This is a genomic window from Nocardia sp. NPDC004340, from assembly GCF_053602575.1.
This window is the reverse complement of the sequence record NZ_JBSGDW010000008.1, coordinates 1-13,840: the sequence shown is the minus strand read 5'-3', so window position 1 is coordinate 13,840 and position 13,840 is coordinate 1. Positions and strand designations below refer to the sequence as shown.

Sequence of the window (13,840 nt, the reverse complement as noted above, 5' to 3'; positions counted from 1 at the left end):
GCGCTCACCGCCCGTGCGAGGGTCGTGCGCGCAGCCCGTCCAGAATCTGGCTGCCCAGCATGGTCACATCGCCCGCGCCCATGGTGATCACCACGTCGCCGGGCCGCGCCAGCGCGCCCACCTGCTTGCCGACCCGCGACATATCCGGCTGGTAGTGCACGGGTTTGGTGACCGCGCTCGCGACCAGCGCTCCGTTCACGCCCGGCAGCGGCTCCTCCCGCGCGCCGTACACGTCGAGCACCACGACCTCGTCGGCCAGCGACAGCGCCGTCCCGAACTCGGTCGCGAAAGTGGCGGTGCGGCTGTACAAGTGGGGCTGGAACACCACGATCACCCTCCCCGGCCGCGACCGGGCGCCGTCGCGCGCCTCCTGCGCGACCAGTTCGGCCGCCGCGGAGAGCACCGCGCGCACCTCGGTCGGGTGGTGGGCGTAGTCGTCGAAGACGCGCACGCCGTTCTCGCGCCCGGTGAGCTGGAAGCGGCGGTGCACACCGCCGAAACCCTCCAGGCCCTGGATGATTTCGCCCAGATCGGCCCCGGTGGCGCGGGCGGCCAGCAGCGCGCCGAGCGCGTTGAGCGCCATGTGCCGGCCCGGCACCGACAGCCGCAGGGTGCGCGGCGCGGACTCGTCGGAGAGCTGGAACACCGCGACACCGCCGACATCACGCGGCTCCCACGACAGCAGTCGCGCGCCGACCGTCAGACCGGACTCCGCGAAATCGCCGGAGCCGTAACCGATCACCTGGATCCCGCGCGAATCCTCGGCCAGCCGGGCCGCCGAACGCCGCGCCAGACCCAGCGAGCCCGGGTCGTCCAGGCACACCACCAGGCGGCCGCCCTGTTCCAGCCGGTCCACGAAGTCGTCGAAGACCTGCACGTAGGCCTCGTCGGTGCCGAAGTAGTCCAGATGGTCGGATTCGATATTGGTGACCACCGCGACGTCGGGCGCGTACTGCAGCAGCGAGCCGTCGCTCTCGTCGGCCTCGGCCACGAAGATGCCGCCGGTGCCGTGGTGAGCGTTGGTGCCCGCCTCGTTGAGCTCGCCGCCGACCGCGAAGGACGGGTCGAGTCCGCAGTGCTGCAAGGCCACCACCAGCATGGAGGTGGTGGAGGTCTTGCCGTGGGTGCCCGACACCAGCAGCGTCTTGTGCCCCTGCATGAGCGAGGCCAGCACCGCCGGGCGCAGCAGCACCGGCACCCCGCGCCGATGGGCTTCCACCAGTTCGGGATTGGTCTTGGGGATGGCGGCGTAGGTGGTCACCACCGCGGTGGGTCCGCCGGGCAGCAGGTCCAGCGCCGAGGCGTCGTGGCCGATGCGCACCTGCGCGCCGCGCGCCCGCAGAGCCAGCACGCCGCGGCTCTCCTTGGCGTCGGAACCGGACACCATGCCGCCGCGCGACAGGAGAATTCGGGCAATACCGGACATACCGGCACCGCCGATGCCGATCATGTGCACGCGCCGCAGATGCTCGGGTAGATCGGTGTGAGCTTCCGCGGTACCCACATCACTGTCCGGCCGCTCCACTGTCACCTCGAATTACCCCGTTCCCTGGCGTGTTTCATCGGATAGTTGGGCTCCCAGGCCCGGGTGCTGCGCCACGATTCCGTGGAGCGGCTGGTGCGCCGGGCCGAATCCGAATCTACCGACCGCCGCGAGGATGTTTCCGCCGAGCCGCCCCGGCCCCGCCCCGAGGGTAGCGCGCGCTTCTGCGGCGCGGACTTCACCTTCGCGTTCACCTTGGGCTTGGGCTTGGGCTTGCCGGTCGCCTTGGACTTGGCGCGGGCGCGCGCGGCCCGGGCGGGCGAGTAGATGTCGGGTGTGGGCAGCCGCAGCAGACGGCTGAAGCGGCCGTCCTGTCCGGCGTGCAGGGCCGCCACCGCCTCCGGCTCGTGCCGGGCGGCATTGGCGATGATGCCGAACATGAACAGGGTGATGGCCAGCGAGGAGCCGCCCGCGGAGACCAGCGGCAGCTGCAGACCGGTCACCGGCAGCAAACCCACCACGTAGCCGACATTGATCAGCGCCTGCCCGGTGATCCAAGTGGTGGCCGAGGCGGTCAGCAGCCGGATGAACGGATCCACCGACCGCGAGGCGATCCGCAGGCCGGTGTACACGAACAGCGCGAACAGCCCGAGCACCAGCGCGCAGCCGAGGAAGCCGAGCTCCTCGCCGATGATGGCGAAGATGAAGTCGTTGTGCGCGTTGGGCAGATAGCTCCACTTGGCGCGTGACTGGCCCAGGCCGCGACCCCAGATACCGCCGTCGGCAAGGGAATACATGGCCTGGCGGGCCTGGTAGCCGATGCCCTGCGGGTCGTCGCCCGGATTGAAGAAGGCGCGCATGCGGTCCGAGCGATACCCGGCCGAGAGCGCGAGGATGGAGGCCGCAACCGCACCCGACACCGCGATGGTGACGAACATGCGCAGCGGCAGCCCGCCGAACCACAGCAGCGAGGTCAGCACGATGCCGAGCGCGATGGTGGTCGACAGGTTGGGTTCGAGCACCACCAGCAGGCAGACCAGCAGTCCGGCCGGCACCAGCGGCATGAGAATGTCCTTGTACCCGGCCTTCTCGGACTGCCGCGACGCCAGCAGGTGCGAACCCCACACCACCAGCGTCACTTTCGCGATCTCCGAGGGCTGCACCGACACCACGCCGAGGTCGAACCAGCGCTGCGAGCCCTGCACCTTGGTGCCGACGCCGGGGATCAGCACCAGCACCAGCATCACCACCGACAGCGCGAACACCGGGAACGACAGCTGCCGCATCACCCGCATGGGAATGCGCAGCGCGATGTAGAACAGCACCGCGCCGACCGCGGCCAGCACCGCCTGGGTGAAGAACAGCGAATAGGCCGAGCCGCCACCGGCGTAGGACTCCACGCTGGAGGCCGAGAGCACCATGACCAGGCCGAGCACGGTGAGCAGTACCGCGATCGCCACCACCAGGTGGAACGACGCCAGCGGGCGGGCCAGCCACGCAACGAACCATCCGGTTCGCAGACGCTGTGGGCCCTTGTTCCCGGCCCGCCGCGGCGTCGCCGTCGTCATTCGGTTCTCCCGATGTCCTTCTCGTCCAGGGCCTGCACGGCGGCCGCGAAACTGCGACCGCGGTGCGTGTAGTCGGCGAACATGTCCAGGGATGCCGCGGCCGGAGCCAGCAGCACGGTATCGCCGCGATGGGCGAAACCGGCCGCCACGCGGACCGCGCGCGCCATCACCGCTTCGGGCTCGATCTCGGTGAAGGGGTCACCCATTCGAGCATCGTCCCCCGAATTCAGCTCCACCACCGGCACATCGGGGGCGTGTCGCGCGAGTGCGGCCGCGATCACGGCCGCGTCCTGCCCGAACAGCACGGCCGCGACCAGGTGTTCGCGGCACTCCTCGATGAGGTCCTCCACGCCCGCACCCTTGAGCTGACCGCCGGCCACCCAGATCACGTTGGGGTGGGCCAGGATCGACGAACGCGCGGCGTGCGGGTTGGTGGCCTTGGAGTCGTCGACGAACTCCACGCCCGACAACTCGCGCACGAAGGCCGCCCGGTGCGGGCCGACCCGATGCTCCTGCAGTCCCTCCTTGACGAACTGCGGGGCCACGTCGATGGATCGGGTGAGCGCGGCCGCGGCCAGCGCGTCGGCCACGCCCGCCGGACCCTGCGGGCTGATGTCGCCGGTCTCGGCCAGGATGGCGGCCTTGGTGAAGGCGCGGTCGAGCAGCTTGCCGTCCACCACGCCCAGCTCGCCGTCGGCGGGCACGCCGATGCGGAAGCCGACCGTCCGACGCGCCTTGGACTTCCGGGCCAGCGCCGCGGCCACCTGGTCGTCGAGGCCGACCACGCCGACCCGGCCGGTCAGCGCGCGCGCCTTGGCGGCGGCGTAGGCGTCCAGGCCGCCGTGCCAATCCAGGTGATCCTCGGCCACATTCAGCACCACCCCGGCCTCGGGGCGGACCGACGGAGCCCAGTGCAGCTGGAACGAGGACAGTTCCACGGCCAGGATCTGCGGGCCGGGATTGCGGCGCAGCGCGTCCAGGATGGGCAGCCCGATATTGCCGCAGGCCACCGACGGGATGCCGGCGGCGCGCAGGATCGAGTGCGTCATCTGGGTGGTGGTGGTCTTGCCGTTGGTGCCGGTGATCACCAGCCACTTGCGGACCGGACCGTAGATGCGGGCCTGATCGACCCACCACGCGAACTCGACGTCACCCCACACCGGGATGCCCTCGGTCACCGCGGACGCCAGCACCGGCGAATCCGGCCGCCAGCCCGGGCTGGTGATGACCAGCGCGAAGCGCCGCAGCGCGTCCGGTTCCAGCAGGTCCGCACTGGTGGCGGTGCCCAGACCCAGTTCGGCGGCCTCGGCCAGTGCCTTGGCGCCGCTGTCGGTGACCACCGGCCGCGCACCGATATCGCGCAGCGGTTCGATCAGCGAACGCCCGGAGACACCCCACCCGGCGACCAGCACGTCACGGCCACGCAGGAATTCGAGCATGGGCCCCGGCGACCGCAGGACCCTCGGAGAATGTTCGGCCATTGCTGTCTCACCCTGCCGCAGAGAGGTATTCGCTGTAGAACAGGCCCAGTCCGATCGCCGACGCCATACCGGCCAGCAACCAGAACCGGATGATCACCGAGGTCTCGGCCCACCCGCTCAGCTCGAAGTGATGATGGAACGGTGCCATCTTGAACAGACGATTGCGGGTCGCGCGGAACACCGCCACCTGCAGCACCACCGAGGTGGTCTCGGCCACGAACAGCGCGCCGATGACGACCATCAGCAGCTCGGTGCGGGTGGTGATGGACAGGCCCGCGAGCAGACCGCCCAGCATCAGCGAACCGGTGTCGCCCATGAAGATCTTGGCGGGCGCGGCATTCCACCACAGGAAGCCGATACAGGCCGCACCGCCCGCCGCGCACACCAGCGCCAGGTCCAGCGGATCACGCACCTGGTAGCAGCCCGCCACCGCGTGCGCGGAGCAGGAGTTACGCCACTGCCAGAAGGTGATGATCATGTACGCGCCCAGCACCAGGCTCATCGAGCCCGCGGCCAGACCGTCCAGGCCGTCGGTCAGGTTCACCGCGTTGGACCAGGCCACCACGATGAGGCAGACGAACGCCAGGAAGACGATCACGCTCATCGACAAGGTATTGATGTCGCGGGTGTAGGACAGTCGCTTGTCGCCCGGCGTCAGGCCGTGAATGTTCTTGAACTGCAAGGCCAGGACGCCGAACACGATCGCCGAGGTGAGCTGGCCGATGTACTTCCCGGCCGCGGTCAGACCCAGGTTGCGCTGCTTGCGCAGCTTGATCAGGTCGTCGGTGAAGCCGACGAAACCCAGCGCGGTGGCCAGGCCCATGACCAGCAGGCCCGAGGCCGAGGGGCCCGGCTCGCCGTAGGTCATGGAGATCAGGTGCGAGCCCAGGTAACCGGCCCACATGCCGATGATGATGGCGACGCCACCCATGGTCGGGGTGCCGCGCTTGGCCTTGTGGCTCTCCGGGCCGTCGACCCGGATCTCCTGGCCGAAGCCCTGCTTGGCGAAGTAGCGGATCACCACGGGGGTGAGCAGAATCGAAACGGTCAGCGCGATCGCGGCCGACAAGAGAATCTGGGTCATCGAGCGGCCTCCTGGTCCGCACCGATCAGGTGTTCGGCGACGGTCCACAGACCGACGGACTTGGATGCCTTCACCAGCACCACCGCGCCCGGCTCGAGTTCTTCGTCGAGCAGCGCGATGGCCGAGTCGATATCGGGCACGTGGATGGCTTCCTCACCCCACGAGCCCTCCTGCACGGCGCCCTGGAACATGGCGCGCACCGGACGACCCTGACCGACGACGATCAGCCGGTCCACGTCCAGCCGCACCACCAGGCGGCCGATCTTGTCGTGTTCGAGAACGGATTCCTCGCCCAGTTCGCCCATTTCGCCGAGCACCGCCCAGCTGGGCCGCGGCTCGGCCCCGGCGCGGGACATGGTGACCAGCGCCTTGAGCGCGGCACGGACCGAATCCGGGTTGGCGTTGTAGGAGTCGTTGACGACGGTGACGCCGTCGGCGCGGGTGCGCACGTCCATGCGGCGGGCCGAGGCGGCGGTCGCGCCGGCCAGCGCCGCCGCGACGGTCGCGAGATCGGCGCCCTGGTCGAGGGCGACGGCGGCGGCGGACAGGGCGTTGCCGACCTGGTGCTCGCCGGACACGGCCAGCTGGACGTCGACCGATTCGCCATTGGCGTGCAGCGTGAATCGGGCGCGCGCCTGCTCGTCGAGCACGACGTCGGCGGCGCGCACATCGGCCGAGGACGCCAGGCCCACGGTCGCCACCCGGGCGGCGGTGCGCCCGGCCATCCGCGCGACCAGGTGGTCGTCGGCGTTCAGCACCGCCAGCCCGGAGGCCGGAAGCGCCTCGACCAGTTCACCCTTGGTCTGCGCGATCACCTCTCGGCTGCCGAACTCGCCCAGGTGCGCGGTGCCGACGTTCAGCACGACGCCGACGCTGGGCGGAGCGATCTCGGTGAGCGCCTTGATGTGTCCCGGGCCGCGAGCCGACAGCTCCAGCACCAGGAAGCGGGTCTGCGCGTCGGCGCGCAGGGCCGTCCACGGGTGGCCGAGCTCGTTGTTGAACGAACCGGGCGGGGCCACAACGGATCCCAGCGGCGCGAGCACCGCCGCGATCAGGTCCTTGGTCGAGGTCTTACCGGACGAGCCGGTCACCCCCACCACGGTCAGGCTCCCGGCCTGCACGAGCCGGTCCACGCTGGCGCGGGCCAGTGCGGCCAGCGCGTCCAGCACCGCCGCGCCGGAGCCGTCGGTGTCGTGGGCCAGTGCGATGGCGCGGGTGTTCCCGGGGTGGGGCTCCACCACGATGGCGGGCACCCCGACCGGCCGCGCGGCGAGCACCGCGACCGCGCCCTGCGCGACGGCCCGCGCCGCGAAGTCGTGGCCGTCGGCGCGCTCACCCGGCAGCGCCAGGAACAGGTCACCGGAACCGATTCGGCGCGAGTCGAATTCGGCCGAGCCGGTGACCTTCGCCTCGGGATCGGCGACGTCGTGCAGCGTGCCGCCCACGACCTCCGCGATCTCCCGCAAAGTCATCTCGATCATGAATGCGTCAGGTCCCTCGTCTTTTCCGACAGGGCGGCCGCGAGTACCTCGCGGTCGTCGAACGGCTGCTTCACGCCTGCAATCTCCTGCCCTGTCTCATGTCCCTTGCCCGCGACCAGCACCGCGTCCCCGGGCCGCGCCCAGTTCACGGCGGCGTGGATCGCGGCCGCCCGGTCCCCGACCTCCCGGACCTCACCGCGTTCCGCGTCCGGCACCTGTTCGGCCCCGGCGAGCACCGCGGCGCGGATGGCGGCCGGGTCCTCGCTGCGCGGATTGTCGTCGGTAATGATGGCCAGGTCGCTGCCGCGCGCCGCCGCCGCACCCATGAGGGGCCGCTTGCCGGCATCGCGATCACCGCCCGCGCCCACCACGACCGCCAGACGTCCCGTCCCAGCCCCGGGGAGGCGGGGGCGGTCGGCCAACCACGTGCGCAAGGTGGCCACGACCGATTCGATCGCGGCGGGCTTGTGCGCGTAGTCCACCACGGCCAGAAACTCCTGACCCCTATCCACCCGCTGCATGCGGCCCGGCACGTCCACCTCGCCGAGCGCCGCCGCGGAAGTCTCGATATCGGCGCCCGCCGCCGCGCAGACCGCGACCGACAGGAGCCCGTTGGCGATGTTGTACGCGCCCGGAAGCCGCAGCCGCACATCCACATTGACGCCCGGCCCCGCCGCGGTGAACTCCTGGGTGCCGCCGGTCCCGGCGGTCGCCGCGCCCGCGGTCCAGTCGGCGGGCACGCCCGCGCGGGTGGCCACTGTGCGCAGGCGGCCGGTGGTATCACCGGATTCGGCTGCCAGGCAGTCGGATACGTCGCCGGCCAGGCGCTGTCCCCACTCGTCGTCCACGCAGATCACCGCGGTGCGCGCGGCCACCGAGGGGCGCGACGCGGCGGCGGTGTCCGGGCCGTCGGGAATGAACAGGCGGCGCTTGGCCGCGAAGTAGTCCTCGAAGTCGGCGTGGAAGTCGAGGTGGTCCTGGGACAGGTTGGTGAACGCGCCGACCGCGAAGCTCACCCCGTCCACCCGGCCCAGCGCCAGCGCGTGACTCGACACCTCCATCACCACGGCGTCCACGCCCTGCTCGACCATGACCGCGAACATGGCGTGCAGCTGCGGGGCCTCGGGGGTGGTGAGCGCCGAGGGCACCCGGACCCCGCCGATGCGGGTCTCGATGGTGCCGATCAGCGCGGTGCGCAGCCCGGACGCGGCGAGCCCGGCTTCCACCAGATACGAGGTGGTGGTCTTGCCGGAGGTGCCGGTGATACCGATGATGCGCAGTTTGCGAGACGGATCACCGTAAAGGGCCGAGGACAACTCGCCGAGAATCGTGCGCGGCGCGTCGTGCACCAGCACGGGGACGGCGATCTCGCCGATCAGCTCCGCGCCCGCCGGATCGGTGAGGACCGCGACCGCGCCGCGCGCCACCGCGTCCGCGGCGTAGCGCGCGCCGTGCGAATGCCCACCGGCCAGACCGGCGAACAGATCTCCCGGCAGCACCGCGTTCGACCGCTGCTCGATACCCGTGACCTGGATGTCCTGCAAACCTGCCGCGGGCCCGGCGGGCGTCGCGCCCGTCAGCTCCGAGACCGTGCGCAAGCTGGTCGCCGCCGGTGCGGCGGGCCGGAACACCTGCGGGCTGGACTGCGCGGGCACGAAGCTCCTCTCACGGGTGGGTTTCATATGTAGAAAAGATCCGGACGACCGGATCGACGTGTCAGGTTACCTGTGTTCGATTGCCGTGCGATCGGCACGGCGCAGTTCGGTCACCCGCCGGTAGTGGTATCGGCGGCGGCGTGCGTCACGACCATCCGTTCCCTGCGCTAACTCGCCTGCAGAATCAGCTGTTTGGCGGGCGGTGACGGCGGGATCCGGTCCCGCTGCAGCAGCCACGACGCGATGCTGTGGAACAGGGGTGCGGCCGACCCGCCACCGCTGCCGTCCGAGCTGCGCACGGGCCCGTCGAGCATCATGCCGATCACGTAGCGCGGATTGTCGGCGGGTGCCATGCCCGCGAAGGTGATCCAGTAGCGATCGCTGGAGTAGCAGCGGCACTTGGGATCGATCTGCTGGGCGGTGCCGGTCTTGCCGGCGATCTGATAGCCCTCGATCGAGGCCGGGCTGCCGGTGCCGGACTGGATGCCGCGCGGATCCTTCTGCACCACGGCCTGGAACATCTGCTGCAGGGTCTTGGCGGTCTGCGGGCTCACCACCTTCACCCCCTCCGGCGGCTCCTCCTCGGTGCGCGCGCCGTCCGGGGCGATCTTGGCCTTCACGATGCGCGGCGGAATCCGCACGCCATTGTTGGCGATGGCCTGGTACATCCCCGTCATCTGCAGGGTCGTCATCGAAAGACCCTGGCCGATGGGCAGGTTGGCGAAGGTGGAGCCCGACCACTGGTCACGGGAGGGCACCACGCCGCTGCTCTCGCCGGGCAGGCCGACGCCGGTGCGCTGACCCAGGCCGAACTTCTTGAGCATGTCGAAGTAGCGGTCCTCGCCGACCCGCTGCGCCAGCATCAGGGTGCCCACGTTCGAGGACTTCCCGAAGACGCCGGTGGTCGTATAGGGGGCGACGCCGTGGTCCCAGGCGTCGTGCACGGTGACCCCGCCCATGAAGATGCTGCCCGGAACCTGGAGCACCTCATCGGGGTTGGTGAGGCCGTACTCGATGGCCGAGGCCGCGGTGACGATCTTGTTCACCGAGCCGGGCTCGTACACCTCCTGCACCGACGGATTGCCCAGATCGGTGGTGGACCAGAAGCGCGGCCCCATCGCGGGATTGAAGGTGTTGTCATTGGCCATGGCCAGCACCTGGCCGGTGTGCACGTCCAGCACCACCGCCGAGGCCGCGCTCGCGCCCGACAGATCCTTGGCCTGCTGCACCTGCTGCTGCACGTAGTACTGCAGATCCGAGTCCAGGGTCAGCTCCACGCCGAACCCGTTCACCGCGGGCTGGCGGTCACGCCACGAACCCGGGATCACCGCGCCGTCCGAGCCGCGGTCGTAGGTCATCGAGCCGTCCGAACCGGCCAGCAGCGCGTCCATCGAGGACTCCAGGCCGATCTGCCCGTGCCCGTCCCAGCCGGTCGCGCCGATCACATTGGCGGCCAGCGCGCCACCCGGGTACTCGCGCATGTCCTGGCGTTCGAGCCCGACCTCCGGGAACTTCAGCGTGATGTCGGCGGCGACCCGCGGATCCACATTGCGCACCAGATAGACGAACGGCTCGTCACTCTTCAGCTTGGCCAGGATGTCCTTCTGGGGAGCGTCCTTACCCAGCTTCTCGTGCAGGTATTTGGCGATGGCGGCGAGCCGGTCGTCCGGATCCGGAGCGGTCTTCGGCTGCTTCTCGCGCTCGTCGGCCAGATCCTTGCGGACCCGCACCGGCTGGAAGGTCAACGCCTTGGCGGCGATGGTGAACGCCAGCGACTTCCCGTAGCGGTCGGTGATCGGCCCCCGGGTGGCGGGATCGGCCAGCTTCACGGTCCGCTGACTGGCCGCCTCCGAGGAGAGCTTCGGCGCGGAAATGCTCTGCACCCACAGCAATTGGATGGCGGCCACGACGATCGCCACCAGCATCACCAGCCGGCCCACCCCGAACCGGAACCGCGTACTCGAATCCAGTCCCGGAGCCGGCCGTGGTCTGAACTGCCTGCCCGGACCCGAACCCGCGCGCCCCGACCCGGACTTCGCCCGTGCGACGGCGGCGCGCCCCCGGCCGGAATCGGAACGGCCCCGGCCGGAATCACGCCCGCGCCCCGCGCGGGTAGGGCTCATCGACCAACCCCATTCGCCTGCGTCGTGGTCGTCGTCGAATGTTCGATCATCGCGGCACGCCGTTCGCCTGGACCGCCGGGTTCTGCGGCGTCGGAAGCGGGGACGCCGGAACGGGATTCACGGCCGAGGTGGTCGGCGGTGCCGGGGCCGTCGTGGGCGGCCCCGCCGGGGTGGTGGTCACCGGAACGACGCGCTCACCCTGCGTCTGCGTCTGCGACTGCTTGGGCGGGGCCGCGGCCGGGGTGGTGTTCAGCGGGGGAGCCGGAGCGCCCTGCGCGGGCTGCGGATTACCGACCACGGTCACCTGACCGTCGGGGGCGATGATCAGGCGGGCCGGGTCCTTGGCCGGGATCATGCCGAGTTCGGCGGCGCGCTGGGCCAATTCGGGCGCCGAGTCGGCCGCGGCCACCTCGCGCTGCAGCGCGTCGCGCTCGTCGGACAGCTTCTGATTGGCGCGGCGCTGATCGCCGAGCTGGTAGCTGTCCTCGGTGGCGCGGGTGGTGAGCAGCAGAGTCAACGCCAGACCGCAGCCCAGCAGCGCGATGATGGTGGCCACGAAGGACATCCGGCCGCGCGGGATGGATTCACTGCGCCGGCCGCGGCGCATCCCGGGCAGCTCCACGCCGCCCTCGCGATTGCGGCGCCGGGCGTAGGCCCGTTGCGCCGCACCCGATTTGACCCGCTCGGCGGCCTGCACCCGGCGGGCCCCCCGGCTCACCTGCGTCTTGATCGTCATAGCGCGGCTCCGATCTCTCGGGTCACGGCCCGGAACCGCCCGCCGCCCCGGCGCTGTCGCGCCCCGTCACGTCGTCTCTGGTTCATGCTGTGCCGTTCTGAGGCATGAGCGGAGCGCTCCATGGTTACGCTCCGCAAGCGCTGGATGATGGAGCGACGCCTCCGCGCCTGACCACTCATGCCTGGTCCTCCCCTGCGATACGTTCCGCCGCCCGCATGCGCACCGGAGCGGCTCGCGGGTTCTCCTCGATCTCCTGCTCGGTCGCCTTCTCCGCACCGCGGGTCAGGATCTTGAATTCCGGTCCCATGCCGGGCAATTCGACCGGCAGATCCAAGGGGGTGCGCGAAGCCGACCGCTTGGCCAGCGCCACCTTCACCACCCGGTCCTCGAGGGACTGATAGCTCATCACCACGATGCGGCCGCCCGGGGCCAGCGCGTCCAGCGCGGCGGGCAGCGCCGCCTCGAGCGACTCCAGCTCACGGTTCACCTCCACCCGCAGGGCCTGGAAAGTGCGCTTGGCGGGATGCCCGCCGGTGCGCCGGGCCGCGGCCGGGATGGTGTCGTAGAGCAGCTCCACCAGCTGGGCGCTCGTGGTGAACGGGGTGCGCTGGCGGCGCCGCAGGATCTCCGAGGCGATCTTGCCCGCGAACCGTTCCTCGCCATAGGTTTTCAGCACCCGGGCCAGTTCGCCGTGACTGTAGGTATTGAGCACGTCGGCCGCGGTGGGACCGGTGCTGGAATCCATCCGCATGTCCAGCGGCGCGTCCACCGAGTAGGCGAACCCGCGATCGGCCTCGTCCAGCTGCATGGAGGACACGCCCAGATCCATGAGAATGGCGCTGACCGAACCCTTTTCGGGCAGACCGGCCTGTTCGAGCGCGGCGGGGATCCCGTCATATCTGGTGTGCACCAGGGTGATCCGGTCCCGGAACGGCGCCAGTCGCTCCCCCGCCAGCTTCAGCGCGGCGGTGTCGCGATCCAGGCCGACGAGTCTGATGTTGGGGTAGGTGCGCAGGAAGTGCTCGGCGTGACCGCCGAGACCGAGCGTGCAGTCCAGGTACACGGCGCCCTCGGAATGCAGTGCGGGACCGAGGATTTCGTCGGCGCGATGCAGGAGAACCGGAACATGGCGGGGGCCGTCATTGCTCTGGTTCACCTAGGACCTCCCGGAATTCACTGCCTCACGTTCATTCGCACGGCCACATCGGATAGCGCGCGACGGTGGCCTTTTTCACAAACGACCTTCGAATTAGGGCGAATGCCCCGTGGTCTCTGACCGAAGCACCGCACCTGGCGTTGGGGAAGTACGTCAGGGTCGGCTTCGGGCAGAGGCCGCAGGGCACTCGCCTCGCACGGGCTAGAAGATCTCGCCCAGCGACTCGTCTCTGGCCTGCGAGTAGTCCTCCTCGTGCTCGGCGAGGTAGGAATCCCACGCCGTCTTGTCCCATATCTCGAGGAAATCGACCGAGCCGATCACCACGCAATCCTTGGAGAGATTCGCGTAGCGGCGATGCTCTGCCGACAGCATGATCCGGCCCTGTGCATCCGGACGTTGCTCATCGCTGGAAGCCGCCAAGGCCCGGACGAATGCTCGGGCCTGCGGGTTCGATCGGGACGCGGCCGCGGCTCTCCGCGCGAGCGCGGTGAACTCGTCCTTGGGATAAACGGCAAGGCTGTGGTCCTGTCCCTTCGTGACCATCAACCCTCCCGCCAGCTCGTCCCGGAACTTCGCAGGCAACGTCAGTCGCCCTTTGTCGTCCAATCGAGGGGTATAGGTCCCGAGAAACACGTCTCGACACCTCCTGCCGGATCACCCTCTCGACTGTTCGGCCTCCTGTAGTGCGGGCTCCACATTACCCCACTTTCCCCCACTTTCAATCGAAAGCGCCGGTGATCTCGGTCCCCGCTTGGCGAACTTCGCAGGTCACACCAGCTATCACGATGGTGGGGAAGATTTCGCGCAGTTCCCCCGACACGCGCGACGCGCGCCGGCGGGTACCCGACAACCGCCAGCAAACCCGCAGATAGCGTGCATTTCCGGCACATGTGGGGCGCGGTGGGGCACCCCCGTGGGGAGGTGTGGGGAATCGTGGCCGACACCCGACACGCCGATCCCCGACCAACCAGAAACGCCGGGGGGGCCCACCCCAAAAAAGTGGTGGGGGGGCGGGGGGTGTTTAATTTTTTTTTTTTTGTTTTTGTGTGTTGTAAACATGCCGGGGCGAAACA

Annotated in this window: 10 protein-coding genes; all 10 read right to left on the bottom strand. The window is 69.9% G+C overall.

Features of this window, described 5'->3' with window-relative positions; all coding sequences use genetic code 11:
• Positions 1-4: 4 nt before the first annotated feature.
• The 10 genes from murC to mraZ all read right to left on the bottom strand — a co-directional run bounded on the left by murC (position 5) and on the right by mraZ (position 13,400).
• Positions 5-1,450, bottom strand: coding sequence for a UDP-N-acetylmuramate--L-alanine ligase (gene murC / locus ACWEOI_RS27110; protein WP_452361545.1), 1,446 nt, complete (start codon positions 1,448-1,450; stop codon positions 5-7).
• A gap of 77 nt (positions 1,451-1,527) precedes the next feature.
• Positions 1,528-3,051 (bottom strand): putative lipid II flippase FtsW, encoded by a 1,524-nt coding sequence (gene ftsW, locus ACWEOI_RS27105; RefSeq protein WP_452361432.1) that lies wholly within the window; start codon positions 3,049-3,051, stop codon positions 1,528-1,530.
• A complete protein-coding gene (gene murD / locus ACWEOI_RS27100) occupies positions 3,048-4,490 on the bottom strand; it encodes a UDP-N-acetylmuramoyl-L-alanine--D-glutamate ligase (RefSeq protein ID WP_379106660.1) in 1,443 nt (480 codons plus the stop codon). The genes ftsW and murD overlap by 4 nt, the downstream gene beginning before the upstream one ends.
• 49 nt (positions 4,491-4,539) lie before the next feature.
• Positions 4,540-5,616, bottom strand: a complete 1,077-nt coding sequence (gene mraY / locus ACWEOI_RS27095) for a phospho-N-acetylmuramoyl-pentapeptide-transferase (RefSeq protein ID WP_213560470.1) — start codon at positions 5,614-5,616, stop codon at positions 4,540-4,542.
• Entirely contained in the window at positions 5,613-7,097 is a 1,485-nt protein-coding gene (locus ACWEOI_RS27090; RefSeq protein ID WP_452361431.1) for a UDP-N-acetylmuramoyl-tripeptide--D-alanyl-D-alanine ligase, read from the bottom strand. Before ACWEOI_RS27090 ends, mraY begins: the two co-directional genes overlap by 4 nt.
• Positions 7,094-8,779 (bottom strand): UDP-N-acetylmuramoyl-L-alanyl-D-glutamate--2,6-diaminopimelate ligase, encoded by a 1,686-nt coding sequence (locus tag ACWEOI_RS27085; protein ID WP_452361430.1) that lies wholly within the window; start codon positions 8,777-8,779, stop codon positions 7,094-7,096. Before ACWEOI_RS27085 ends, ACWEOI_RS27090 begins: the two co-directional genes overlap by 4 nt.
• A 140-nt stretch (positions 8,780-8,919) precedes the next feature.
• Positions 8,920-10,875 carry a penicillin-binding transpeptidase domain-containing protein gene (locus ACWEOI_RS27080; RefSeq protein ID WP_433666800.1) on the bottom strand — a complete coding sequence of 652 codons (1,956 nt, stop codon included), beginning with the start codon at positions 10,873-10,875 and terminating at the stop codon, positions 8,920-8,922.
• Between the two features lie 46 nt (positions 10,876-10,921).
• Positions 10,922-11,611, bottom strand: coding sequence for a hypothetical protein (locus tag ACWEOI_RS27075; protein WP_452361429.1), 690 nt, complete (start codon positions 11,609-11,611; stop codon positions 10,922-10,924).
• A gap of 175 nt (positions 11,612-11,786) precedes the next feature.
• The gene (rsmH, locus tag ACWEOI_RS27070; RefSeq protein WP_452361428.1) at positions 11,787-12,767 is read right to left on the bottom strand and encodes a 16S rRNA (cytosine(1402)-N(4))-methyltransferase RsmH; all 981 of its coding nucleotides are present in this window, start codon (positions 12,765-12,767) and stop codon (positions 11,787-11,789) included.
• A gap of 201 nt (positions 12,768-12,968) precedes the next feature.
• A complete protein-coding gene (mraZ, locus tag ACWEOI_RS27065) occupies positions 12,969-13,400 on the bottom strand; it encodes a division/cell wall cluster transcriptional repressor MraZ (RefSeq protein WP_213560465.1) in 432 nt (143 codons plus the stop codon).
• Positions 13,401-13,840: the final 440 nt, after the last annotated feature.

Excerpts from the sequence above, each read along its gene's own strand:
- murC (WP_452361545.1), bottom strand. The coding sequence starts at position 1,450 with ATGATCGGCATCGGCGGTGCCGGTATGTCCGGTATTGCCCGAATTCTC.
- ftsW (WP_452361432.1), bottom strand. The coding sequence starts at position 3,051 with ATGACGACGGCGACGCCGCGGCGGGCCGGGAACAAGGGCCCACAGCGT.
- murD (WP_379106660.1), bottom strand. The coding sequence starts at position 4,490 with ATGCTCGAATTCCTGCGTGGCCGTGACGTGCTGGTCGCCGGGTGGGGT.
- mraY (WP_213560470.1), bottom strand. The coding sequence starts at position 5,616 with ATGACCCAGATTCTCTTGTCGGCCGCGATCGCGCTGACCGTTTCGATT.
- ACWEOI_RS27090 (WP_452361431.1), bottom strand. The coding sequence starts at position 7,097 with ATGATCGAGATGACTTTGCGGGAGATCGCGGAGGTCGTGGGCGGCACG.
- ACWEOI_RS27085 (WP_452361430.1), bottom strand. The coding sequence starts at position 8,779 with ATGAAACCCACCCGTGAGAGGAGCTTCGTGCCCGCGCAGTCCAGCCCG.
- ACWEOI_RS27080 (WP_433666800.1), bottom strand. The coding sequence starts at position 10,875 with ATGAGCCCTACCCGCGCGGGGCGCGGGCGTGATTCCGGCCGGGGCCGT.
- ACWEOI_RS27075 (WP_452361429.1), bottom strand. The coding sequence starts at position 11,611 with ATGACGATCAAGACGCAGGTGAGCCGGGGGGCCCGCCGGGTGCAGGCC.